The sequence below is a fragment of the Actinocorallia lasiicapitis genome, assembly GCF_054778695.1.
On the sequence record NZ_BAAGZI010000014.1, the window covers coordinates 18,066 to 40,362 of the forward strand.

Consider the following 22,297-nt stretch of genomic DNA (forward strand, 5'->3'; position numbering starts at 1 on the left):
CGCCCCCTCTATTTGGCAAGACCGCACCCGCGTCCGGGTGGGTGCGCAGATTGTGCGCGCCCCTGGTGGTGCTGGCGAGCCGCACCCGCGTCAGGGTGGGTGCGGTCGGGGGATCTCGCCCATGCCCAACCGCACCCACGGTCTCGCTGCTCCCCGCCCGACCTTCCCTTCCCTGCCTAGCAAGGGAGCAGCAGTCAGCCTCCGGGGCGAGGCGCGCGCCGTCGGCCTCGCGCCCGGAGAGCATTCAGGTGGTGTCGATCCGGATCGCCGTGACGCCGCTGGCGTGGTCGACGTTCGGCGCGGGCGAGTCCATGATCATCGTGTGAGCCGCCGCCATGTAGGCGGCTAGCTCCTTGAGTCCGAGGCCGGCCCATACGTTGCCGTCGCGGTGGGCGAGGAGCTTGGCCAGCGGACGGAGCGACCCGTCGAGCGCGTTGAACGCAGCCGTCACCGGCTCCGGCCACTTCAGGAGAAGCCGCAGCTCCTCCCGTGACACGTTGTAGGCGACCATCAGCCCGACCAAGTTGAGCTGCGCCGCCTGGGCTTTCGCCAGTGCCTCGGCGATCCGCGCGTCAATAGGTGCTGTCACAGCGACCCCGCAAACGCCGCCCACGCCGTACGCGGGAACGCCAGGACCGGGGAGTCGGGATCGGTGGAGTCCCGCAGGAGGACCGCTCCCGTGCCGTGGGCGACCTCGACGCATCCGTCCTGGTTGAGGGCCTGGCAATAGCTGGACTTCCGGAAGATCGACATCGCTACCTCACAGGGAGTTCAGGGCAGGCGCACGCGTACGCCACGTACTGGTGGGGGCCGACGCGGGCGGACGTCCACCCCGCGTCAAGGACCGCCAGGGCGGCCACGAAGCCGGGGTCACGGATCACCGCGTGATCGGCGGCCAGAATCAGGCGGAGCGCGGTCAACGCGTCGGCTCGGCTGTACCGCCTGGCGCTGTCGCGTCGCGGCGCCGACACGTGCCAGTGCGTGGCCGGGGTCGGGAACGGCGCCATGTCAGGACGCCGTTCGGGGAGATGAGCGCGACGACGCGGGACTCGGCCGCGCGTCCCGGGGGGAAATGGCGCGGCTGTCGCTCGCGTCGTCGCGCTCGACCCGAACCGCGGATGGTGGGGACCAGGGTCCGCGGCCGGGAGTCATGAGTTGTCCTTGGCGACCTGCGCCTGGAGCAGCTCCACGAGCTGCTCGGCGGTGTCGGCAGCGAGGGTGGACGCCCACCCGTCCGAGATCTCCTCGAAGCTGAGTTCGCGATCCATGCGGGTCGCGTAGTAGCTGCCCGGACTGCCGTCGTCGAGGCGGCTACGCCACAGCTTCCAGTTCGGGAAGCCTGCTTGAAGGTCTCCGGCGTCGCCCGTCTTCTCGGTTCCCGCGTGCACCCTGGGGCCCCGTTTCAGTAGTTCGTTTCGGTCACGACCAGTTGACTGCCTGCCAGATGCGCCTCGCGAGACGGAGAATGGGGGCGAACACCCGGAGACTTCCCGTCTCCGGGTCTCCGGGTCAACGCGAGGGTGCACGCATGACCATGAACGACAGACCGCCCTGGGCTGCCCGCCTACAGGCCGAACGGGAAGCCCGCGGGTGGACTAAGCCCGAGACCGCCAGACGCCTTCAACGCGCGTCCGGCCACCCTGGAGGCCCAACCGAATCCCTGGTCCGGCAGATTCGGGACTGGGAGCGCGGCAAACACTTCCCTCGGGACTGGACCGCCGACTACGCCAAGGCGTTCGGCACCACCGAGGAAGACCTCTTCGGCACGGCTCCCATCGTGCCGGTAGACCGGCGAACGGTCCTCGGCCTGGGCGTCGCCGCGGGCGCCGCACCCTTCACACACCACCCCCACAAGGGACCTGTCGACCCGGAGCTCGTTCTGTACTTCCTCGAACAACTCCCTGGGCACTACCGCGCGGATATGTTCCTCGGTCCCCGCCACCTGATCCCGACCGTCTCGACCCAAGCCCAGCTCATCGACGAACTCGTCCGTGCTGCCGACGGTCCGGTTCGCCGCGGCCTGCTCGGCGCCGGCGTCGCCTACAGCGCGTTGTTGGGGTGGCTCTACCAGGACGCCGGCGACCTCAATGGCTCGTCACAGTGGCGGAACATCGCCCTCGACATGGCGCACCGCTCCGGAGACCAGCAGCTCATCAGCTACGCCCTGACGAACAAGGCCATGCTCGCCGTCGACCTGGGCGACGGTCGCGCGATCGTCGATTATGCAGAGGCCGCCCTCGCCGACGAGCGGAAGCTCTGCCCCAAGGTCCGCGTTCTCGGCCTGGTCCACAAGGCACACGGGCATTCCTTCCTCGGCCGCGACCACCGCGCCGCAGTCGACCAGGCCCTCGACGCCGCCGCAGGCCTCATCGACCAGGTCGACGATGAACACCCCTGGGGGAACTCCTGCCGCCGCACCGCACGCTACGTGGACGTTCAGCGGGCGACCGCCTACGTCCGGCTCGGCGCGCACCGCGAGGCCGTCGACATGTGGGAGCGGATCCTCGGCTCGGTACCGGCGTCCGCTCGCCGTGACAACGGGGTGTTCTGGACCAGGCAGGCAACCGCCCTCGCCGCCGTACCGGACCCTGATCGGGTCGTAGAGATCGCTGCCTCGACCGCCACGATCGTCGCGGAGACCGGATCCGCCCGGCTGCAGCGGGAGCTGATGACCTTGCCCACAGCCGCCGCAGGATGGAAGTCGACGAGAGCGGGCAGGGAGCTGGGCGAGATCATTGCCGCGATCGCCTGACCCTCGACCAGGAGGACCTCGTGTCTGTACCGGCTCCGCTCACTGAAGAAGAGATCACGCACTCCCTCGACGTCGCCGCAGGCTGGACCCGCGAGGGCGACGCCATCACCCGGACGTTCTCGCAGAGCTACCACGAGTGCCTGCACCTGGCGCTCTACGTCGGCGCCAAGGCCCGCGAGATCGGCCACCATCCCGATGTCCACATCACCTGGCAACGGATCCGGTTCGACATCACCACCCACGACGCCGGCCACAAACTCACGCACAAAGATTTCGAGCTCGCCCACCACATCGACCGGATCGCAGCCGGACACGGCGCTGAGCCCGTAGCTTAGGAATTGCGTGCACCACAACGCAGAACGCCCCGCCATGTTGTTGTGACCATGGCGGGGCGTTCTGCCTCTTCAGACCGCCAGCTAGTTAGCGGCCTTCGTCGCCGATCTCGACGATCCTCCCATCGGACTCGCGCCGCCACGTAATGCCTGCCGCGTCCCGGAATTCGACCGTCGACAGCGGGATGTTGCCGATGTCCATGTCTTCGGCATTGAGACCTTCGACCGGCGCTTCGAAGGTCTGTTCGCCAGGCGGCAGCACCCTCATCATCGGTGGGTGGGTGTAGTAAAGGTGTTGGACGGGCTCTCAGGATGATCTGCGGAAACGCAGGGTTCTGGGGGCCCGTTCTTGTTTCACTCTGTGGTCTGCGAAGAGTGGCGGGGGCGGAGGCCGAAGAGGTGTTTGGTGTAGATGAGGTAGACGACTAGGAAGAGGTTGATGAGGAGGGCGGTCAGGCGGAGGGGGGTGACCTTCTCGGTCAGTTCGTAGATCTCCAGGGGGAGGAACGCCGCGGTGGCGATCACTGCGAAGTACTCGCCCCAGCGTTTGAGTAGCCAGAGGCCGATGGCCTCAATGAGCTCGATGGCGGCGTAGGCGGCCAGGGCGAGGGAGATCCAGAGGATCGCGCGGTCGTTGGTCGCCAGGATCTCCTGCGCCCACTTGACGATCTTCGAGTGGTCGAGGTTCCAGCCGATCTGGTTCGCGAACGGTTTGAGGAGCGGCAGATCCTGCTCCATCGCGCTCTGTAGCGAATCGCGGTGCTTGGAGAACCGCCAGACCCCGTACGCCGCCATCAGGATGACGAGCGCGCGGAGCAGGCGTTCGATCGCGAGAAGACGCATCACGAACGCGTCCCGCAGCTCACGATCCCGCTTGACCTGCGGTGCGGCGGTGGCCGGGCCGTGGCCGTCCGGCTCGCCCAGCCGGTAGTCGTCACAGCGCAGGCAGCGCCACGCCTCACCCGAAGGCGTCGTGACGTGCTCAGCGTCGTCCGGCGCGTAGGTGATGTGGCCCTTGACACCGCAGGTCAGCAGGTTCCAATCCACACAGCCACCGTAAGACACATCACCCTGAGTGACGATCACCGGGGCCGGTTCCCGTGGGGGAACCGGCCGTCAGCGGGTGGTCAGAGGCACTTGCGGAGGGCTACCCGGCCGCCGTCCTTGGTGACGTCCGAGGGGTGCGGGGCCAGGCAGAGGCCGGTCCACTGGTTGCCGAACTGGTAGGTGCCCGAGGTGGCGCGCGGGTTGATCGACCAGTTCTGGTTCCCCGACTCCCATCGGGTCTCGCACGGCCACCACATGAGCTGGGTGTTCTCGCCGGGCGCCGTCCCGTTGTTGTAGGGGACGGTCAGGCAGTTGCCGTTGCTGTTCTTGATGTTGTGCCAGTTGCCGGCGCGCTGCACCGCGTTCCACTTCTGCGACGCCTTGCCGTTGCAGTTGCGCTGGACGACCAGACCGCCGCCGGGAACGGTGCCACCGATGTCCAGGCACTTGCCGCTGGTCAGGTTCTTGTAGGGGGCGTTCGAACCGGCGGCCCAGACGTCATAGGAGCCGAAGGTCTTGGGGCGGGGCAGGCTCTGGCAGTCGTACTGCTGCAGCGGCGCGTTGTTGCTCAGCAGCGCGCCGCTGTCGATGGCCGCGCATTTGCCGCTGTGCCGGTTGTACAGGTAGTAGGCGGGCTGCTCGTCCCAGTTGGGGGCGATCTTCACGGTGGCGCGCATGATGGCCCAGTTCTGCCAGGCCACCGCCGGAGTGCAGGTGTACTGCAGGAGATCGACCCAGTTCGACACCTTGTCGCCTGAGACGTCCAGACACTTCCCGCTCTTGTCGTTCTTGATGAGGAACGAACCGTCCGGCTGCTTTGTCCGCGACCACCGCTGCTGGGCGGGTGTCGTGACGTCGCACGCGATCTGGACGGCCCTGGCGTCGTTCGCGGTGCTCGCGTCCTTCGGTGCGGCGCATTTGCTGGTCGCGGCGTTGAACCAGCGGTACTGGCTGGGCAGCCAGAGCCGGAAGTCGCCGTAGGCGACCCGCGCGGACGTCGACTCGGTGTAGTTCGCCGAGCTGTCGCTGCCGGGCGTGCCGCCCGACCCGCAGTAGTGGTTGAGCTCCCAGTCGCTCATCGGACGGGAACCGGCCTGCCAGTCCCACGGGCGCGACTTGTCCGGAACGTACGCGGTGACGTTCGAGGCGTACTGCGTGTTGCTGGAGGAGTACACCGCCTTCACGTCGACGACGACCTTCAGCTGGGGCTTGCGGACCGCGACCCAGCCGACGCCGCTGGACGGGACGACCGCGCCGTTGGTGTAGGTCGAGCTGTCGCTCCAGCTCCAGCCGACGCCGAGCTTGGGCCCGACCGACCCTTCCCAGTCGCCGAACTTCTTCTTCGCGCCCGCGTCGAGGCCGAACGAGAACGAGAAGCTCGACGACTTCGTGCCGCCGACCTGGACGTTGCCCGGGGAGTCGCCGCACGCCCGGAACAGCGGCCGGGGCTTGTCGCCGCCGAGCGCGTCGCCGAGCGTCTGCTCGCTGTAGACCTGCTCGGAGCTCTTGTAGGTGAGCTTGCAGTCCGGGAAGTAGTCGGGCGCGTTGGGATCGGCGGGCGGATCCGGGTAGTAGATGGACTTCGCGTTGAGGCAGTCGTTGACGATCTGCTCGGCGGAGAGCGCCGCGGCGGGACCTGCGGAGATCTGGGCGCCGACGAAGGCCGTCCCGAGGCACAGCAGCGCCAGGAGTCCGGAGTGCCACCGGCCTCTTCTGAGGTTGTTTCGCATTAGGCGAAGCTAGGCAGCGTCTTGTGATCTTCCGCCAACCCCGCCGGACGGCGACGTGAAGATCAGGTGAAGGCGGCGCTCGTCAGCCGCAGCAGGAGCCTTCCCTGTCGGACGTCACGCCGTCGATGAGGAGCCCGAGGCCGATGCCGACGAGCCAGGAGTCCTGGGCCACGGCCATGCCGGAGTGGGACGGCCAGATGCTGTGCGGGCGGCGAAGGCTCGGCGTGCGCAAATACATGCCGAACAGGCCGCTGGAGTAGGCCGTCAGGACGGCGCCGGCGGGCGCGGCCGGGATCAGCGGCACGAGCAGGACGGTCCCGGTGGTGATCTCGGCGACGGAGACGAGCCGCAGGAAGGTCGACGCCGGGATCTTCTTGAGGAACGGGTAGGCGGTGCACGCCATCTTGTGGACGCCGTCCGCCTGTTCGTCGGTTCCGTTCCACTTGTCCAGGCCCATGCGGAGCATGAAAGCGCCCGTCGCGAGCCGGGCCGGTAGTTCCCTGAGCTTCATGGCCAACTTCACTTCGATGCCCCCGTCGGGTGAGCGCGCCGCAGCGCGCGAGAGGAGCCCCCGCCCCCTCACCCGGTACCTCACCCCCAACAACCGCCTCCAAACAGGACATTAGGCAATGAAATGCCGTTGGGGCTTTGTTGCGTGTGACACGGAGTGGACAGGTGGGAGGTTCTACCGTTGGGTGGTTGAGACTTCCATGGCATTCGCCGACGTGATACGGATGTGGGGAAATCTCACTGGAATCCGGCCGGACCTGCGAGTAAGAGAGCTGACAGAATGCGGATTCAGCCACGCGAGCAACTACTCAACATCTGGCGTTCCGCCGTCGAGTCCGCCATGCAGGATGGAAAGTGGACGTGGGGCGGGCGGAACGAGCCCAACTCGATCAGTGACGCCGAACAGCTGCTCACGATCATGTATCCGGCGGCCGACGTGCCCATCTTCAAGGTGGACCAGCCCGACCAGACCGCTGACGATGTGCTCGTCGCACTCCAGGGTTTCGGTGACGAACTGGAGATCCCCCAGGTCATCACCGACATTCTGATTGAATACATCGATAATTACACAATTGGCGGAACCCCCTATTTCTCCGGCGGCAGCTACTTCCAGACCGCCGATCCCGACAAGGACCCGACGGCCCAGCAGCAGAACCTCGACGTGGTCGACTCGTTCTCCATGTCCATCACGTTGATGCTGAACACCATCGGTTTCGTCCGGGTCTTCCGGGGCGCCGTCCGCAACGTCGATCTGCTGGAGAAGCTGTCCTACCTGGAGGACATCGCCAGCAAGCGGCTGACGGCCGCGATGGTCGGCCTGCTGCGCAGCTTCGTGGTGAACGTGTTCACGCCGGAGTCCTCCGAAGGCCAGGCACTGATCCGTTCGGTGAACCAGTACGGCGACTCGCCGCGGCACGTCGTCGAGGACCTGTACAAGGAGCTGGAGGACGTCCGGGCGAGCGTCCGGGACTACTTCACGATCGGGTCCGGGCAGACGAGCCAGCTCGACAACCGCAACCGGCTGTTCGAGCTGGGGTGGAGCTGGGGCGTGGTCAAGGACGCGCCGGAGATCGAGATCGGCAGCGACATCGGCGACCAGCGCAGGGGCTACGCGCAGGGCGTCCCGTTCCTGTACTTCACGGTCAACGCGCTGGACGGGATCGCCGACCTGTCGTCGTCCCGCACCGTCGTCCTCGGTCTGCTGAACGAGGAGCAGCAGCGCCTCGCGTCGGCGCTCCGGCTGCGCTGGGAGCTGACCCAGCGCTACTGGGCGACCATCGCGACCTTCGGTGACGGCCGCTGGCCGCTGGAGGACATCCCGTGGAAGACCACGGACGGCCGCGAATCCGACTACTACAGCCTTCTGGTCACCTCGATGGTCGTCCAGGACCTCGAGTCGCGCAGAGCGTCCGACGACGAATTGCGCCGGCTCCGCCTGATCCTGGAGGAGCTCGCCCAGCGCGGCCGGATCACGCGCCGGTCGGCCACCAACTCCGACTGGGGTGTCCGCTTCCACGCGCCGGGCAGCAACATGCGGCTGATCGGCAGCGAGCACGTCGACAACGGGCCGCGCCTGCTCTGGCAGGTCACCGACTATTCGGCCGTCATCCTCAAGCGCACGCTGCGGTTGGCGGCGATGGCCCGCAGCACCGAACTGCGCGACGATCTGATCGAGTTCGCCGACCAGGTCTGGACGGAGCATCTGGAACGGCGCCGGATGCAGAGCGGCCAGGGCAAGGGCCTGTGGGACGAGCCGGCCAACATCTACGAGGGCGTCGACCGGAGCCCCGAGCAGCCGTCCTGGTACTACACCGAGCGGATCGTCGAGTGCATGGTGTTCGCGGCGAACCTGGTCTCCGCCCCTCCACCGCGCAGCAACTCGCTGATCAGCCATGCGCGTGAGCTGCTGAACGAGGCGAACAACCTGTTCGACAACGAGGTGCTGAACAGCCCGATCATCGCGCGCGGACAGCTCCGCAACGACCTCGACCAGGCGCAGGCGATGCTGCTGCGCGCCCGCGGAATCCTCTACGACCGGCCGGGCACCTCGGCGGCGACCGCGCAGGAAGTGCTCCGGATCCTGGACAAGCTGGCAGTGGCCCGGCGCAAAGCCGAGGAGGGCGCAAGCTGACATGCTGGTCATCTCGACTTCTGACAAGGGTGGGACGGGCAGGTCCGTGACGACCTGCAACGTCGCCTACCGACGCGCGCTGCAAGGCGACGACGTCTGCTATCTCGACTTCGACTTCGGCTCCCCGACCTCCGGCGCGATCTTCGCGATCGAGGGCACGGCCCACGGCACCGAAGCCGGCGGTCTCCACCACTACCTCCAGGGCAATCTGGTGGAACCCCACCGGATCGACATCTGGGCCGAGAGCAACCCGCGGACGATGGGCCCGCGCCCGTCCAGCGCCGGACGGCTGGTGCTGTTCCCCGGCGACAAGGGCGGCGGCGAGTTCAACATGAACGAGGACGTCGTCGAGCGCTGTGTGAAGCTGCTCGTCCGGCTCCAAGAAGAGTTCGACATCGTGCTGATGGACCTGTCGGCGGGCCGTTCGCACGCCGCCGAAATGGTGCTGACCGCGACGATCCGCCCCGAGGTGGCGCGGATGGGCGTCCGCTGGCTGGTGTTCCACCGGTGGACTCGCCAGCATGTGGCGGCGGCTGCCGGGCTGGTGTTCGGCGACCGCGGCCTGATCGACATCGGGAAGGACCACGGCCACGACAAGGACGAACTGTCCGACCGGATCAGGTTCGTCCGCACCGCCATGATCTCCCCCGACGCCGGGAACGCGAGCCTCCGTTCCCCGCAGGAGGCGTGGCTACGCACCGTCAACCAGGACCTCAACGACCGCGCCAACGATCTGGGCCTCGGCCGCAGCTCGGTGATCGCGGCCGTCCCGCTCGATCCGGTGCTGCAGTGGCGTGAGCAGCTCATCACCGACAAGGACGTGTACGACGAGGTCGCGAACGGGGAGACGGTCGACGCGTTCAACAAGCTCGCCGACGTGCTGCTGAACGACGCGGCCTGGATCCGGCTGTGAGCGCGCCCGAGGTCGAGATGGAAGTGGTCACGGCGCGGCCGCGGGTGGAGCTGGTGCCGCGCTCCCACCTTTCGCTCGAGCTCGGCCACCTCTACATGGAGGATCTGATGCGCGGCCCGGAAGCGCTCCGGGAGCATTTCGCGGCCGTCAAACCGTGGACGGACTACGTGCTGGCCAGGTACTCGGGCTCCGGGCGGCGGGTCAGCACATGTTTCCTGGTCGACGAGTACTTCAGCCGGATCCGCACCCCGAAGGAGCTGGTCCCCGAGCTGCTGGACGCGGCGGCCGAGGCCGGGCTGACCATCGACTACCTGGCGCGCGAGTCGGGCTGCGCGACGGCCGGGCAGGTGTCGCCCGCGGCGCTGGTGATGGGGCGGATCGTCCAGGATCCACCGGAGGGAAGCACGGGGCTGCGGCCGCCGCCGCAGGCCAGCGGCTGGCTGACCAACAGCGAAGGCATGGCCCGTCCGGGTTCGGTGGTCGACCAGGCGATGGCGGGACGCCGCCGCTGGACCCCGCCGAAGGAGAACGGCGCCCGCGCCCACTCGATCAGCATGGACGTCCAGCTCTGGGACGTCGTGGACGGCGAGCGCCGCTGGTCGTGCGCGTTCCTCGCCGCCGTCTGGCAGTTGCTGAGGCTCGGCCTGCTCCGGCACGAGGGCAAGGCGATCGTCACCCCGCAGCAATGGCAGGACGACTATCCCGATAGCTGGTCGGAGCTGCCGGCCGTGATCCGGCTCGGGGAACGGGCCCACCCGTTCTACGCGTTCCGCACCATGACGGTCCTGGAGACCAGGTTCGCGCAGACCGAGGCCGCCGTCCGGCTGATCCTCAGCCAGGTCGCGGTCGATCCGGTGGTCGCCGCGCAGGTCGCCCAGCAGGCGCAAGGCCAGGGCGTCGAACTCCCTGACGATCTGTGGCGGAGGGTTTCGCATGTCTTCTCCGACGATGTCTGACGGCCCCCTCACCCTCGGTGAGGTGCGGACGGGCTTCGCCCGCCACTCCCGTCAGCTCTCCCGCGAGCTCGCCTCCGCGCTGCTCGATCTCGTCCCCGGCGAGCAGGTCAGGCACGCGAACAGACCCCGGCCGTACGCGGTGTCACCCGAACCGCTGACGGGCGTGGACTGCTCGATCCCGTCGAAGAACGGCCGCCGGGTGCGCGGGGTCGGCACCGTCGCGGCCCGTGCGACGCTGACCGGCGGGCGGGTGCTCCAGGCGTGCGCCTACACGTCGCTGGTGCCGTCGGCGAAGGGGTACCGGCTGCCGTGGAGCCACTACCTGGGCCATCCCGGCACCGTCGAGGTGCTCGGCAAAATGAACGCCGACGACACCGCCGCCGGATATGCCGAGGACGAGCGGGGCTTTCTCGGAATCCAGCTCGGCGTCATCGCGGAACACACGATGAATAACGTGCAGTCGTCGCCGCTGCTGGACGGCGGACTTCCCGTCAAGGCGTCGCGGGGATCGTGGCGTTGGGCTTTCCAGTGTCCGGAACCGGGCGGCAGGGAAATTTTCCGTTTCAAGATCCTCACCGATGGCACGCGGCTTCTGCGTCTGTCCATTCCCGGCCAGAATATTCCGGACATGCTCGATCTGATCGAGGACATGGCCCTGCACGACTGGCTGCTCGGCACGGTCGAAGGCATTCTCGAACGCGCTGAATTGGGCAACGGCTCTACCAGCAGAATGGTGGACCGGGTACGTCCCGTCATCGATCATGTGCTGCACCACTGGATGCCGGGCGCCAGGATCACACCCGAATTGCTGCCATTGTGGAATGCTCTTGACAGGGTTCAGGGGCTGACGCGACAGTGGGAAATATCAGTCAACCGGGTGCGCGACCAGCTGGCCTTGGGCACCATATCCATGCTGAGCGCGGCCGCCGGCAAGTAGAGCGGATGCGCATGAGCCAGCCCCCCGCGAACGTACCGGTCAAGATAGTCAGCACGCTGGCCGTCGGCCTCATCGCCTATCTGGCCACCGACGCGCTGGGCCCCGGGCGGGCCCCGCAGCTCACGGTCGCGATCCTCGTCGCGTCGGTGGTGCTGCTCGCCCAGTTCGTCTGGGATTTCCGGCGCCGGGTCGACGCGCTGGACGGACGGCTCGCCGATCACCATCTCGCGATGTCCCGTCTCGTCCAGGACGGGTTCAGCAAGGTGCAGATCGCGCAGCTCGCGATGAACTCGCGGTTCGTCGCCGACCGGCCCGCGCTGTTCAACGACATCGCCGAGGCCGAGATCAACCGGGTGGCGCGGTTCCTCAAGGAACTCGGCGACGGCGGCGTCGTCTTCTACGACGGCGAGGACCGCGACTGGATCCTGTCGCTCACCCGCTGCGCCCAGTACAGCATCGACGCCGTCAGCCTGGGCATCGTCGATCTGAGCGCGGACGGCTACGGCGGTTTCTGGGCGACGGATCTGGGCCGCCGCTACCTCGACCACCAGCAGAAAGCGATCAACGAGCGGGGCGTCCGGGTGCGCCGGGTGTTCATCCTCGACCGCGACGGCATGGCAGGCGACCCGGCCTTCCAGGCGATGTGCGCCGAGCACAGCGGGCTCGGCATCGAGGTCAGGGTGCTGGATCTGGCGAAGGTCTCCGCCTCGACCCAGCAGCTCTTCGACACGATCATCTTCGACGACGTCGTCAGCTACGAGGTCACCACCCCCGCGACCAGGGCGGACCGCCCCACCTTCCTCAAGACCCAGCTCGCCCTCAACAAGGAGGACGTCCAGGACAGGGTCCGCCAGTACCGCGCACTCTGGGAGTCGGCGACCCCGTTCCCGCAACCCCCGCCGCGTTAGGGGTTGTTCACCAGCGGGCTCGACTTCCCTTCCAGGACGTCGCAGACGGCGCGGGCCGCCATCATCCCGGTCCGCCGGTTGGCGTCGAACGTGCTGTAGCCCATCTGCTTGACCGCGAGGAACCGCTCGGGCGGGAACCGCAGGAGCTGATCCCACTCCTCGCCCTTGCCGACGCAGTCGAACGCGGCCCGCACCCCGTGCTCGACCGCGCTGGCCAGCGCCTCGGGGTCGACCAGGTCCTCATGGCCCGCGTTGATCAGCAGGCTGCCGGGACGCATCAGCTTGAGCAGGTCGCCGCCGATCGGCGCCGGACGGCCGGGGCCCGCGCTCGGCCGGTGCAGGCAGATCACGTCGGCGGTCGCGAACAGCTCGTCCAGCTCGCGGAACTCCAGATGCGAGGCCGGGTCCTCACGCCGCGCGTTGTACACGACCTTCATCCCGAGCGCCGTCGCGACGGCCGCGACGCGGGTGCCGATCCGGCCGAGACCGACGATGCCGAGGGTCCGGCCCGCCAGCTCCATCCCCTCGAACGGGACGGGCGGGGCGTCGTCGCCGAGCAGGGTGCGGCCGCCTTCGGCGAGGATCTGGTTGACCATCGGCCGCGCCATCATCAGCATGAGCTGGATCGTGAACTCGGCGACCGAGATCGCGTTCGCGCCCGGGCAGTTGATGATCGGGATCCCGAGTTCGAAGGCGCGTTCCCAGCCGGGCACGAACGCCTTGAAGTCGGTGCCGACGAACGCGACGGCCTTCAGGGTCTCGGCGTGCTTGTCGAAGTGCTCCGCGGTGGGGCTCTCGACCCCGCCGATCAGATATCCGCTGACGTCGCGGAGCGCCTGGTCCAGCTCGCCGCTGTCCAGTTCCTCCTCGGTCACGTGCCGGACCGAGTGCCCCCTGCTCTCGATCAGTTCGAGCGCCTCGGCGGGGACGAGTTTGGCTCCGGTGACCAGCACGGTGCTCATCGCGGCGTGCTCTCGCTCTGGGGGCCCTCGATCGTGCAGGTGACGAGCGAGAACATCCCGCGGCCCGAGAACGGCTGCGTCTCGAGGACCTTCCGGCCGGTGACGCGGCGGTTGAACTTGCGGCCCAGCTCGCCGAAGACCTCGGCCAGCTCGTCGCGGGAGTCGTGCTGCTGGTCGTCGTTCTCGTGCTCGACGATCAGGGTCACGCTCGCCAGGAACGGGATCACCAGCTTCAGCGTGAGCTTGGCGATGTCGATGTAGTTGGGGAACACCGCGGGCGGCTCGCAGTCGATCATCACTCCGCCGCGGCGGAGCACGTCACCGGCCCGGTCGTGCAGGCTCGCCGGGAGCGCGAACCGGGGCGAGGAGACCCCGAACGGCGGCGACGTGTAGATCACGGCGTGGCCCTGACGGGGCAGTGCGAGAGCGGACCAGGCGTCGACGTCCGTGGCGTCGGCGCAGAGGATCCGCGACGGCGTGACCGGTCTGATCGCGCGACGGTCCTTCTCGATCTCGGCCTCGGAGAGTTCTTTTCCGCTCCCGGCCGCGGCCAGATGCCTGCGTGCTTCGGCGACGACGTCCAGGCACTCGCGGGAGAGCGCGGGAATCTCATCTTTTCCGATCGTCAGCTTCGCGAGAGTTGCACAGGCGAGAACCGGATCGATCTCCAGCCCGTAGAAAGGAACTCCCATGTTCCGCGCCGCCATCGCGACACTGCCGCCGCCCGAGAACGGATCGACGATAAAGGCTACGTCTTGACCGCTGCCAACAATATTCTCAATCGTCGCTTTTACGGTATTCGCGTTAGACGCATTAGCGGCCTGTAGCCACCGATCAACGGGCTGATCAGGGTCGGGGAGGTACTCACCCTTCTTCTTCGGAAGGTCATACGATAGGTGCTCCACAGCCGCCATAGGCTGATGGTAATCTTCCTTAAACAGCGAGCCCACCCCACTAGCCGAATCTTGACGAGCCAACTCTCCTCGGCAAGAAAACCAGGAGCCCTCATGCGATCCCCTGCGGACGTGGTGATCATTGGTGCGGGAGTGATCGGCCTTTCTACGGCAATCACTCTGTCCGAAATGGGAGTTCCGGTCAGGCTGATCAGCGATCAACCGCTCACGGAGACCACTTCCGCCAAAGCCGGCGCACTGTGGGGGCCCTACTTCTCGCCTGACCCCAGGGTTACTCCTTGGAGTCGCCAGTCTCTTGACGAGCTTGAACAAATGAGCCGCGAAGATGACTCTGGCGTCGCCATGGTAACCGGCCTCGAAGCCACTCGTCTGGCGATCGACCCAGCTCAGTGGGTAACGAAACTGCCTCGGTTTCATATGGTCGACAACGGTGAGTTGCCCACCGGATACGTCAGAGGCTGGCGTTACCGAGTTCCGATCATCGACATGCCCGTCCATCTGGAATACCTGGCCGGACGGCTGTCCGCGCTGGGCGTCGAGATAGAGATCCTGCCGCAAGGCGTCCGGGATCTCACCGAGGTCGCCGACGGATCCGCCGCGATCGTGAACTGCACGGGCCTGCGCGCAGGTGAGCTGGTTTCCGACCATGAGCTCCATCCCCTCTGGGGTCAGCTGGTCGTTCTTGAGAATCCCGGTCTAACGACGGGCTTCTTCTCTGACTATCCTGAATCCGACTCACCGACCTATTTCATCTGCCACAAAGACACTGTGGTCCTTGGCGGAGCCGTGCTTTCCGATCGGACCGATCTGGCCCCCGACCCCGAGATCGGGCAGTCGATCATCGATCGCTGCGCGGAGGTGCAGCCGCTCCTGGCCAGCGCACGGCTGATCGAGCACCGGGTCGGGCTGCGTCCGGCACGGGATTCGGTCCGGTTGGAGCTCACCGAAGTGGACGGAATTACGGTCATCCATAACTACGGGCATGGCGGGTCGGGCGTCACGCTGTCGTGGGGATGCGCCGCCGAGGTGGCCGAACTGCTCCAGCCGGTGCTGCGGCGGCACGGACGGTCAGTGGGCGAACGAATCTTCAGATCGGCGCCCGCTCTTCTGCAGTGACACCCCGCTGAACCGGTGCGGATCACTGATCCGCAGGTCGTGGACGTCGTCGTCGGTGAGGGGACGGCCGGTCAGCAGGGTCGCGGCCAGCTCGACGGTGTGCGGCGCCAGAGTGATCCCCATGCCGTAGTGGCCGGTGGCGGCGAGCACACGCTGCCTTTCGTCGAGGAAGCCGATCACCGGCATTCCGTCGGCGGTGCCGGGGCGCACTCCCGCCCACATCCGGGCGACGGGCACGGCCGCCAGCGCCGGGGCGATCCGGCGCAGATTGTCGAGAAGCAGGATGCGGGCCTCGTCGGTGGGTTCGCAGTCGTCGAGACCGGGTTCGAAGGTGACACCGGCGACGATCCGGCCGTCGTCCCTCGGCAGCGCGAACACGACCTCCTCCTCGCCCGCGACCATCAGCAGGGAATCCAGCTGGATCCGGAGCGGCGGCACCGTCCCCGCCGCGAACTCCAGCACCTGGCCCTTCACGGGGAACAGACCGCGGTCGGAGAAGCCGAGCAGCCGCGCGCTGTGGTGGCCCGCCGCGACGACCACCCGGTCCGCGGTCAGCACGGTGCCGTTCCCCAGCAGGACGGCCGCGTCGCGGGCGCGAGCACTGACCGACACCACACACGTGCCGGCGAGCACCTCTATCCCCGGCGCCATCGTGACGATCCTGCTGAGCCCTTCGACGATGTGCGGCGGCTCCACGGCCAGGTCATGCGGCTGGACCAGGCCGCCGACGACCTCGGGGCCGAGCATCGGCTCGATGTCGCGAGCCGTGTCCGCCTCCACCATCTCGGCGCCGATGCCGCGCTCCCGCAGGATCGGCATCACGTCGGCCCGCAACCGCTCCCATTCCTTTTCGTCGGCCGCCACCTGCAGCAGACCGACGGGCAGTATGGGAATCTCAAGACCGGACTCGGCCGCGATATCGGCCGTCCAGCCGGGGAACAGCGCGCGACTGCGTTCCGCCATGAGTCCCAGTGGCCCCAGACAATGGTCACCCAGATGCGGCGTGATGCCGCCCATGGCCGCGAACGACGCACCCCGCCCCAGCACAGGGCCACGCTCGACCACACAGATACGAGGAAATTCGCTACGCAAACGTTCGGCTATTCCACATCCGATGATGCCTCCGCCTACGACAATCAAATCGAAAGTGGAGGCCATTCGGATCCCCTCTGTAACCCCCCCGGATTTGCACCGGGAGGCCGCCCAGCGCAGTGTAAATTTCCCTTCAACAATCGTCAACGGCCTCCCGGTGCCGGCTGGTCAGCCGACCGTGTACGGACGCTTCTCCCGCGCCTCGGCGAGGGAGCGCGCCCACCAGTCGAGCTGGTCGAGCAGCTTCTTCGCGGCGTCGTCGAGGAGCTCGGGGTCGCGGGCCAGCCGGCCGTCCTCGCCGAACGCCCCGTAGGGGACCATCGGAATGCTGATCGCGTCGCGGATCGTGACGGCGTGCATCTCGGCGAAGACGTTCCGCAGATGCTCGGCCGCACGGATCCCGCCCGACCAGGCGCCGTAGGAGACCAGCGCGACGGGCTTGGCGCGCCACTGCGTGTAGTGCCAGTCGATCAGGTTCTTCAGGGCGGCCGGGTAGCTGTGGTTGTACTCGGGCGTGATCACGACATAGGCGTCGGCACGCTCCAGCCGGGAGCCGACCTCCTCGAGGACGGCCTTGACGCCGGCCGGCGGCTCCTCGCCGAAGCCGGGCTGCGACAGCGGCAGGTCCACGTCGATCAGATCGATGACGTCGAGGGCGTAGGCGGGGGCGGCATGGCCCAGGAACCAGTCGCGGACGACCGGGGCGTGCCTGCCGCCCCTGACGCTCGCCACGATGACGGCCACCCGCAGTTCACTGTTCTCGGTCTTGTTGTTCTCGTCGCTCATGGGTCAACCGTGCCGCCGTTCCCGCAGGCCAGGAAGACCGTGCCGAGGCTGGCCTTGGCACGGCCACGATAAGCACCGCCTCAGCGGGTAGCTTCTTGTGGCGTGAGCGATATCGAGTTGGCCGCGTTCCTGCGCTCCCGGCGGGAAGCCCTCACCCCGTCCGATGTCGGCCTGCCGTCCGGGCAGCGGCGCCGCACCCCGGGGCTGCGGCGGTCCGAGGTCGCGCAGCTCTCGGGCGTCAGCGTGGAGTATCTGACCCGGCTGGAGCAGGGCCGCGACCGCAACCCCTCGCCGCAGGTGCTCGGCGCCCTCGCCGACGCCCTGCGCCTGTCGCCCGACGAGCGGACCTATCTGCGGTTCGCCGCGAAGGCCGCGTCCGGCGGCGACTCGCTGTCGTGCTGCCCCGGCGTGCAGCCGCCCGTCCAGGAGATCCGGCCGACGGTGCGGGCCCTGTTCGACCGGCTGGATCCGGCTCCCGCCATCCTGCTCAACCGGCTGGGTGAAGTCCTGACCTGCACGGACTCCTACCGTCTGATGGCCGGGCCGATCGTCGAGTCCGGCAACTTCAACCGCTATCTGTTCGCGTCGCCCACAGCCCGTGCCACCCATCCGGACTGGGATCGCGCCGCCGACGACGCCGTCACGGTCCTCCGGCACGGCAACAGCCCGGCCGATCCTCATCTTCTGCATCTGGTCGACGAGCTGACGGTCACGGGCGGCTCCGCCTTCTCCGACCGTTTCCGCCGTCCCATCGCCGCCTCCCCGATCCGCAACGGTGTCGAACGGCTCATCCACCCGTCCGCCGGGGAGCTGCGGCTGGCCTACGAAACCCTCCTCTTCCTGGACGAGGACCTGCGGGCCATCGTCTACTTCCCCGCCGATCCCACCACCGACACCGCCCTCTCCCAGCTCACCCATGAACCCCTCCGCGTCCTCACGGCCTGACCCGACCATTGAACCTCTTCGCCGTGTGCCACGAAGCCGACCGTCCACAGGGCTGTGGATAACTTCTCCGCGCACCAGGGGCGCTGACTGGGGAGACGGGTGAGTTATCCACAACCTGTGGGAAACATGCGCGGGCTGCGCGAGGGTGTGGTAGCCGGACGGTAGCCTGCTCGATCATGGGTTGTGGGTGTGTGATCTGCCGCGATGCGGTCGGGGCGGAGTACGAGGATGTCGCCGCGCGGGTGCGGGAGCACGGGTGGAGCGTCGTCGGGGTGCGGGAGGAACCGGCCTGGGCGTTCACCGTGGGGCTGTGGCATTCGTTCGGGGTGCCGGAACTGGCGATGTTCGGGCTGCCCGTCACCGATCTGCAGTTCGTCCTCGACGAGGTCGCGGGAGCGCGGGACGGGGCGCTTCCCGTCGAGCGGCGGACCGTCGACGAGGACTGGCGGGGACTGTTCGGGTGGCTCGACGGCTTCTACGGCAGGGCGGTGCCCGTCACACAGGTCCGGTGGCCGGGCGGCGACGAGCTCCAGCCGGAACTGTGGGTGCCGCGGGCGGAGCACCCGCCGAACATGTGGCTGCACCTCGCCGAGCTGACACCCTGGCCGTTCGCCGACGCCCTGCCCGCGGAGCCCGTCGCCACCCTGCACCGGGTGCTCGGCGGCAACGAGATCTGCGGGATCGTCCACACCGCCGACGGGCACTGGCAGTTCCTCGACGGCGGCCCCATCGCGGACGCCGAGGTGACGCTCGTCCCGCTGGCCCGGATCCTCGGCGAGCAGCCCGCCGTCATCCCCTTCGCCGACCTGGACCGCGGCCACCAGGCCTGGCTGCAGGCCGACGGATCCTGGGACCGAACCCCGATCTGACCTCCGAACGAAGAAACCGGGAACCCTGCCGACGGTTCCCGGCGACACATGACGTCCCTTCCCCCCGAGTAAGGCCGCCATGATCCCCAGCGCCACCCTCCCATGACCGCGTTGACGATCTCCGACGCCGAAGCGCTCACCGGAGACCACCCTTACGCGTTCGCCGTCCTCTTCGACCGCTACGCCGGGATGCTCCATCGGTACGCGACCCGGCGGCTCGGCCCCGAAGCAGCCGACGACGTCGTCAACGAGACGTTCCTCGTCGCGTTCCAGCGGCGGAACACCTTCGACCCCGCCTACCCGGACGCCCGTCCGTGGCTGTTCGGCATCCTGACGAGGCTCATCTCCCGGCACCACCGCTCCGAATCGGCGCATCTGCGGGCGTTCGCCCGGCTGACCGTCGAGACGGACGACTTCCCCGCCGACGACATCGCCGACCGCGTCAGCGCCCACGGCGCCCGCGCCGAGATCGCCCGCGCCCTCGCCCGGCTGAACCGGGGCGAACGGGACGTCCTCCTGCTCACCACCTGGGCCGAACTGAACTACGAGCAGACCGCCGAAGCACTCGGCGTGGCCGTGGGCACGGTCCGCTCGCGCCTCAACCGCGCCCGCACCAAACTCCGCAAGTCCCTCAAGGGAGCCGACACATGGACGACCTGAACCTGGACGAACTGGCCCTGGTCACCGATCTGGGTACCGCCCTCGACCACCCCCCGAACCTCACCGCCCTCCGCCACCGCACCCTCCGCGACCTGAGCTCACCGACCCGCCGCCGCCGTTCACCGTTCCGCCCGTCGCGCCCCCTGCTGATGGTCCTGGCCGCCACCGCGACCGCCGCCCTCATCGTCGTCCCCTCCATCCTCCTGTCCACCTCCGACAGAACCCCGACCCGCCCACTGAACACCCCGGACAAGACGCTGACGGCCGAAGGGATCGTCGAGCGCGCCCAGCGGATCGCCGCGACGAAGACGGCGTTCACCGCACCGGACGGCGACCGCTTCCTGTACGTCGAGTCGGTGCGCTATCAGAACGACACCCCCGACACCCATATGGGCAGCGCTCCGCTGAAATACCGCGAGCCGACGAGGGCGTGGACCTCCCTGGACCGCCGCCACGGCGACGCCGTCCAACAGGGAAAGGGGCCGCTGCGCTGGCGCTGCCTTCCCCCGGACGCCGACATGACGCTCCAGGAGCCCCTCGTGACGAATCCGGACAAGCTTCCGGCCGGTTGCCACATCCCCGAGCTCCGCCAGGGACCTCCGACACAGGAGCTCCCCATCGAGCTGGACCGGCTCGAAACCTGGCTGGCCGACGAGAGTTCGGCACCGCCTGGCAGCGATGCCTACTTCGGGCAGTTGTCGTCCGCCTACTCGTCCGCGCGGGTCGTCCTGCCCCCCTGGAGCAGGGCCGGGCTCTTCGCGGTCTTCGCCCGGTATCCGGGCGCGAAGGTGATCGAGGGCGTCCGCGATCGCATGAAGCGACCGGCCGTGGCGATCGAGTCGCCGGGCGTCGAGGACGAGAAGCACCAGCTTCTCTTCGACCCCGAGACGTTCGCGCTGCTCGGTAGCCGCACCGTGTTCGCGACCGACAGGTGGGGCCCCGTCGGGCATGTCCACTATGAGGGTGTGATCGTCGCCCAGAAGGTGGTGGATCGGATCGGGGAGAGGTCAGAATGAGGGGGTGGCGAACCTGTGGGCGGTCAGCGATCTGCATGTCTCTCACCAGGAGAACCGGGAGGTCGTACGGGGGCTGAGGCCGCGAGGCGAGGATGACTGGCTGCTGGTGGCCGGTGACGTCGCCGACAAGGTCGCCGACATCGAGTGGACTCTGACCGTCCTCAAGGAGCGGTTCGCCCGGATCGTCTGGGCTCCCGGCAACCACGACCTGTGGACGGTCAGTGAAGCCGAGGCCGGCGGGGTGCGCGGTGTCGCCCGCTACGAGCATCTCGTCGACCTCTGCCGCGGTCTCGACGTCCTCACCCCCGAAGACGACTACCCGATCTTCGAGGCCGCCACAGGGAACGTCCGGATTGCGCCGATGTTCCTGCTTTACGACTACACCTGGCTGCCCCCGGGCTGCACGACCCGCGAAGAGGGCATGGACTACGCGATGCGAACGGGCGTCGTCTGCACCGACGAACGCCTCCTGCACCCCGATCCCTACCCGACCCGTCAGGACTGGTGCGCCGCCCGGGTCGCGGCGACGGAGAAACGGCTCGCGGCGTGCGAGCCGGAGATCCCGCTCGTCCTGGTCAACCACTATCCGACGGTCCGCACGCCCACGGACGTCCTCTGGTATCCGGAGTTCGCCCAGTGGTGCGGCACCGATCTGACCGCCGACTGGCACACGCGGTTCAACGTGGCGGCGATGGTCTACGGCCACCTCCACGTTCCACGTGAAACCGTGTACGACGGCGTCCCCTTCACCGAGGTGTCGCTGGGGTACCCGCGGGAGTGGAAGCCGCGCCCGACCCGTCCGGATCTGCCGCGCCTCATTCTGTGAGCCGTGCCCGCAACCGCTCCACCTGCGGATCGTCGTCGAGGAACACGACCACGATCCGGTGCCCCGGCGGGAGCGGACGGCTGCGCAGTTCCCGCCAGACCGCCAGATTCGGATGCTTGACGTCCTGGCACGCCGAGGCGGGCGACTGCAGCGCGATCGCCTCGTCGAGCTGCGCCTCGGTCAGCTCGTAGGACGCCGATCCGCGCCGATGCCCACAGACCGTGGACAGCACCACGGCCGTCAGCGCCGCCCCCTCGTTGACGATCAGGAAGTCGGTCGTCGTGCCGTCCGTCGTCCCCAGGGCATGGACGGCCGGCGCCCGCCAGCCGGGCAGCGCGGCCGCGAACCGTTCTCTGGCGGCAGCGAGCTCTTCCAGCGTCGACCAGGTCTCCATGGCCGGGACCCTACCCGGCGAGGCCGCGCAGCGCGGTGACGAGCCGGTCGACGTGCTCGTCGGTGGTGCCGATGCCGATGCTGGCACGCACGGCCGTCCCGTCGGCGTTCTCGCAGCCGCCCGTCCCCTCGCCGACGAGCCGCTTGACCAGCGGGTGCGCGCAGAACTTGCCGTCCCGCACCCCGATACCGTGCTCCTGCGACAGGTACTCGGCGACCTGCCGCGCGGGGTGCCCCTCGACGGTGAACGAGACGATCCCGACGCGCGGATGCCCGGGGCCCCACAGGCTCAGCTCGCGGACGGCCGGGATCCCGGCGAGCCCGGACCTGAGCCGGGCGAGCAGCCGCCGCTCCTCGGCGACGATCTCGTCCCAGCCCGTCAGCGCCGAGCAGGCCGCGGCCAGCGCGATCGCGCCGAGGACGTTCGGGGTGCCGGCTTCGTGCCGCTGTTCGGCGTCGGACGCCCATTCGACGGTCCCGCACTCGCCGACGTGCTTGCTGG

27 protein-coding genes are annotated in these 22,297 nt (G+C 68.2%); 13 read left to right on the forward strand and 14 right to left on the reverse strand.

The features are described 5' to 3' along the window. Positions 1–244: 244 nt before the first annotated feature. From ACYVE7_RS03415 to ACYVE7_RS03430, 4 genes are all read right to left on the reverse strand, one after another. Positions 245–589 (reverse strand): hypothetical protein, encoded by a 345-nt coding sequence (locus ACYVE7_RS03415; protein ID WP_460363034.1) that lies wholly within the window; start codon positions 587–589, stop codon positions 245–247. Continuing rightward, positions 586–753, reverse strand: a complete 168-nt coding sequence (locus tag ACYVE7_RS03420) for a DUF397 domain-containing protein (RefSeq protein WP_460363035.1) — start codon at positions 751–753, stop codon at positions 586–588. Before ACYVE7_RS03420 ends, ACYVE7_RS03415 begins: the two co-directional genes overlap by 4 nt. Before the next feature lie 2 nt (positions 754–755). Then, positions 756–1,007, reverse strand: a complete 252-nt coding sequence (locus ACYVE7_RS03425) for a hypothetical protein (RefSeq protein ID WP_460363036.1) — start codon at positions 1,005–1,007, stop codon at positions 756–758. Between the two features lie 141 nt (positions 1,008–1,148). Beyond that, a complete protein-coding gene (locus ACYVE7_RS03430) occupies positions 1,149–1,388 on the reverse strand; it encodes a hypothetical protein (protein ID WP_460363037.1) in 240 nt (79 codons plus the stop codon). A 140-nt stretch (positions 1,389–1,528) separates the two neighbouring features. Here ACYVE7_RS03430 and ACYVE7_RS03435 point away from each other — a divergent pair, with 140 nt between their 5' ends. Together ACYVE7_RS03435 and ACYVE7_RS03440 are read left to right on the forward strand one after the other, a co-directional pair. Continuing rightward, positions 1,529–2,752, forward strand: a complete 1,224-nt coding sequence (locus tag ACYVE7_RS03435) for a helix-turn-helix transcriptional regulator (RefSeq protein WP_460363038.1) — start codon at positions 1,529–1,531, stop codon at positions 2,750–2,752. Between the two features lie 20 nt (positions 2,753–2,772). Continuing rightward, positions 2,773–3,087 (forward strand): 4a-hydroxytetrahydrobiopterin dehydratase, encoded by a 315-nt coding sequence (locus tag ACYVE7_RS03440; protein ID WP_460363039.1) that lies wholly within the window; start codon positions 2,773–2,775, stop codon positions 3,085–3,087. Between the two features lie 85 nt (positions 3,088–3,172). On the opposite strand, the gene ACYVE7_RS03445 is transcribed toward ACYVE7_RS03440, so the two are convergent. The 4 genes from ACYVE7_RS03445 to ACYVE7_RS03460 all read right to left on the reverse strand — a co-directional run bounded on the left by ACYVE7_RS03445 (position 3,173) and on the right by ACYVE7_RS03460 (position 6,372). Beyond that, positions 3,173–3,355: a hypothetical protein gene (locus tag ACYVE7_RS03445; RefSeq protein ID WP_460363040.1), complete on the reverse strand. Its 183-nt coding sequence runs from the start codon at positions 3,353–3,355 to the stop codon at positions 3,173–3,175. 83 nt (positions 3,356–3,438) lie between these two features. Beyond that, positions 3,439–4,131: a DUF2127 domain-containing protein gene (locus ACYVE7_RS03450; RefSeq protein ID WP_460363041.1), complete on the reverse strand. Its 693-nt coding sequence runs from the start codon at positions 4,129–4,131 to the stop codon at positions 3,439–3,441. 80 nt (positions 4,132–4,211) lie between these two features. Further along, the gene (locus tag ACYVE7_RS03455) at positions 4,212–5,861 is read right to left on the reverse strand and encodes an RICIN domain-containing protein (RefSeq protein WP_460363042.1); all 1,650 of its coding nucleotides are present in this window, start codon (positions 5,859–5,861) and stop codon (positions 4,212–4,214) included. An 82-nt stretch (positions 5,862–5,943) separates the two neighbouring features. Beyond that, positions 5,944–6,372, reverse strand: a complete 429-nt coding sequence (locus ACYVE7_RS03460; protein ID WP_460363043.1) for a hypothetical protein — start codon at positions 6,370–6,372, stop codon at positions 5,944–5,946. Between the two features lie 279 nt (positions 6,373–6,651). On the opposite strand from ACYVE7_RS03460, the gene ACYVE7_RS03465 reads away from it, so the two are divergent. The 5 genes from ACYVE7_RS03465 to ACYVE7_RS03485 are packed head-to-tail and all read left to right on the forward strand — an operon-like array spanning position 6,652 to position 12,216. Further along, positions 6,652–8,502, forward strand: a complete 1,851-nt coding sequence (locus ACYVE7_RS03465; RefSeq protein WP_460363044.1) for an SCO2524 family protein — start codon at positions 6,652–6,654, stop codon at positions 8,500–8,502. Position 8,503: 1 nt separating this feature from the next. Further along, positions 8,504–9,415 carry an SCO2523 family variant P-loop protein gene (locus ACYVE7_RS03470; RefSeq protein WP_460363045.1) on the forward strand — a complete coding sequence of 304 codons (912 nt, stop codon included), beginning with the start codon at positions 8,504–8,506 and terminating at the stop codon, positions 9,413–9,415. Beyond that, positions 9,412–10,371 carry an SCO2522 family protein gene (locus tag ACYVE7_RS03475; protein WP_460363046.1) on the forward strand — a complete coding sequence of 320 codons (960 nt, stop codon included), beginning with the start codon at positions 9,412–9,414 and terminating at the stop codon, positions 10,369–10,371. The genes ACYVE7_RS03470 and ACYVE7_RS03475 overlap by 4 nt, the downstream gene beginning before the upstream one ends. A 22-nt stretch (positions 10,372–10,393) precedes the next feature. Further along, on the forward strand, positions 10,394–11,308 hold the full coding sequence (locus ACYVE7_RS03480; RefSeq protein ID WP_460363047.1) for an SCO2521 family protein: 915 nt from the start codon (positions 10,394–10,396) through the stop codon (positions 11,306–11,308). Positions 11,309–11,319: 11 nt separating this feature from the next. Further along, a complete protein-coding gene (locus ACYVE7_RS03485; protein WP_460363048.1) occupies positions 11,320–12,216 on the forward strand; it encodes a hypothetical protein in 897 nt (298 codons plus the stop codon). Here ACYVE7_RS03485 and ACYVE7_RS03490 read toward each other — a convergent pair. Further along, positions 12,213–13,178: an NAD(P)-dependent oxidoreductase gene (locus ACYVE7_RS03490; protein ID WP_460363049.1), complete on the reverse strand. Its 966-nt coding sequence runs from the start codon at positions 13,176–13,178 to the stop codon at positions 12,213–12,215. The genes ACYVE7_RS03485 and ACYVE7_RS03490 overlap by 4 nt on opposite strands. Further along, positions 13,175–14,092, reverse strand: coding sequence for a TRM11 family methyltransferase (locus ACYVE7_RS03495; protein ID WP_460363050.1), 918 nt, complete (start codon positions 14,090–14,092; stop codon positions 13,175–13,177). Before ACYVE7_RS03495 ends, ACYVE7_RS03490 begins: the two co-directional genes overlap by 4 nt. 111 nt (positions 14,093–14,203) lie before the next feature. Between ACYVE7_RS03495 and ACYVE7_RS03500 the strand changes: the two genes are divergently transcribed. Next, positions 14,204–15,208, forward strand: coding sequence for an FAD-dependent oxidoreductase (locus tag ACYVE7_RS03500; protein ID WP_460363051.1), 1,005 nt, complete (start codon positions 14,204–14,206; stop codon positions 15,206–15,208). Here the strand turns inward: ACYVE7_RS03500 and ACYVE7_RS03505 are convergent. Further along, on the reverse strand, positions 15,161–16,366 hold the full coding sequence (locus tag ACYVE7_RS03505) for an NAD(P)/FAD-dependent oxidoreductase (RefSeq protein WP_460363052.1): 1,206 nt from the start codon (positions 16,364–16,366) through the stop codon (positions 15,161–15,163). The genes ACYVE7_RS03500 and ACYVE7_RS03505 overlap by 48 nt on opposite strands. 102 nt (positions 16,367–16,468) lie before the next feature. Next, positions 16,469–17,086, reverse strand: coding sequence for an NADPH-dependent FMN reductase (locus tag ACYVE7_RS03510; protein ID WP_460363053.1), 618 nt, complete (start codon positions 17,084–17,086; stop codon positions 16,469–16,471). A 102-nt stretch (positions 17,087–17,188) separates the two neighbouring features. On the opposite strand from ACYVE7_RS03510, the gene ACYVE7_RS03515 reads away from it, so the two are divergent. From ACYVE7_RS03515 to ACYVE7_RS03535, 5 genes are all read left to right on the forward strand, one after another. Next, entirely contained in the window at positions 17,189–18,031 is an 843-nt protein-coding gene (locus ACYVE7_RS03515) for a helix-turn-helix domain-containing protein (RefSeq protein ID WP_460363054.1), read from the forward strand. Between the two features lie 191 nt (positions 18,032–18,222). Further along, a complete protein-coding gene (locus ACYVE7_RS03520; protein WP_460363055.1) occupies positions 18,223–18,900 on the forward strand; it encodes a DUF4262 domain-containing protein in 678 nt (225 codons plus the stop codon). A gap of 102 nt (positions 18,901–19,002) precedes the next feature. Further along, positions 19,003–19,560, forward strand: a complete 558-nt coding sequence (locus ACYVE7_RS03525; RefSeq protein WP_460363056.1) for an RNA polymerase sigma factor — start codon at positions 19,003–19,005, stop codon at positions 19,558–19,560. After that, positions 19,548–20,576, forward strand: coding sequence for a CU044_5270 family protein (locus ACYVE7_RS03530; RefSeq protein ID WP_460363057.1), 1,029 nt, complete (start codon positions 19,548–19,550; stop codon positions 20,574–20,576). The genes ACYVE7_RS03525 and ACYVE7_RS03530 overlap by 13 nt, the downstream gene beginning before the upstream one ends. A 4-nt stretch (positions 20,577–20,580) precedes the next feature. Then, a complete protein-coding gene (locus ACYVE7_RS03535) occupies positions 20,581–21,402 on the forward strand; it encodes a metallophosphoesterase family protein (protein ID WP_460363058.1) in 822 nt (273 codons plus the stop codon). On the opposite strand, the gene ACYVE7_RS03540 is transcribed toward ACYVE7_RS03535, so the two are convergent. Both ACYVE7_RS03540 and ACYVE7_RS03545 read right to left on the reverse strand, forming a co-directional pair. Further along, positions 21,392–21,796, reverse strand: coding sequence for a hypothetical protein (locus ACYVE7_RS03540; RefSeq protein ID WP_460363059.1), 405 nt, complete (start codon positions 21,794–21,796; stop codon positions 21,392–21,394). The genes ACYVE7_RS03535 and ACYVE7_RS03540 overlap by 11 nt on opposite strands. Positions 21,797–21,806: 10 nt before the next feature. Next, a partial coding sequence (locus tag ACYVE7_RS03545; protein WP_460363060.1) for an aminotransferase class V-fold PLP-dependent enzyme occupies positions 21,807–22,297 on the reverse strand: 491 nt, incomplete at its 5' end.

Bases quoted from the DNA above. Each gene is read 5' to 3' on its own strand.
- ACYVE7_RS03435 (WP_460363038.1), top strand. From the start codon at position 1,529: ATGACCATGAACGACAGACCGCCCTGGGCTGCCCGCCTACAGGCCGAA.
- ACYVE7_RS03510 (WP_460363053.1), bottom strand. From the start codon at position 17,086: ATGAGCGACGAGAACAACAAGACCGAGAACAGTGAACTGCGGGTGGCC.
- ACYVE7_RS03465 (WP_460363044.1), top strand. From the start codon at position 6,652: ATGCGGATTCAGCCACGCGAGCAACTACTCAACATCTGGCGTTCCGCC.
- ACYVE7_RS03490 (WP_460363049.1), bottom strand. From the start codon at position 13,178: ATGAGCACCGTGCTGGTCACCGGAGCCAAACTCGTCCCCGCCGAGGCG.
- ACYVE7_RS03470 (WP_460363045.1), top strand. From the start codon at position 8,504: ATGCTGGTCATCTCGACTTCTGACAAGGGTGGGACGGGCAGGTCCGTG.
- ACYVE7_RS03455 (WP_460363042.1), bottom strand. From the start codon at position 5,861: ATGCGAAACAACCTCAGAAGAGGCCGGTGGCACTCCGGACTCCTGGCG.
- ACYVE7_RS03460 (WP_460363043.1), bottom strand. From the start codon at position 6,372: ATGAAGCTCAGGGAACTACCGGCCCGGCTCGCGACGGGCGCTTTCATG.
- ACYVE7_RS03420 (WP_460363035.1), bottom strand. From the start codon at position 753: ATGTCGATCTTCCGGAAGTCCAGCTATTGCCAGGCCCTCAACCAGGAC.
- ACYVE7_RS03485 (WP_460363048.1), top strand. From the start codon at position 11,320: ATGAGCCAGCCCCCCGCGAACGTACCGGTCAAGATAGTCAGCACGCTG.
- ACYVE7_RS03425 (WP_460363036.1), bottom strand. From the start codon at position 1,007: ATGGCGCCGTTCCCGACCCCGGCCACGCACTGGCACGTGTCGGCGCCG.
- ACYVE7_RS03540 (WP_460363059.1), bottom strand. From the start codon at position 21,796: ATGGAGACCTGGTCGACGCTGGAAGAGCTCGCTGCCGCCAGAGAACGG.
- ACYVE7_RS03495 (WP_460363050.1), bottom strand. From the start codon at position 14,092: ATGGCGGCTGTGGAGCACCTATCGTATGACCTTCCGAAGAAGAAGGGT.
- ACYVE7_RS03530 (WP_460363057.1), top strand. From the start codon at position 19,548: ATGGACGACCTGAACCTGGACGAACTGGCCCTGGTCACCGATCTGGGT.
- ACYVE7_RS03505 (WP_460363052.1), bottom strand. From the start codon at position 16,366: ATGGCCTCCACTTTCGATTTGATTGTCGTAGGCGGAGGCATCATCGGA.
- ACYVE7_RS03445 (WP_460363040.1), bottom strand. From the start codon at position 3,355: ATGATGAGGGTGCTGCCGCCTGGCGAACAGACCTTCGAAGCGCCGGTC.
- ACYVE7_RS03525 (WP_460363056.1), top strand. From the start codon at position 19,003: ATGACCGCGTTGACGATCTCCGACGCCGAAGCGCTCACCGGAGACCAC.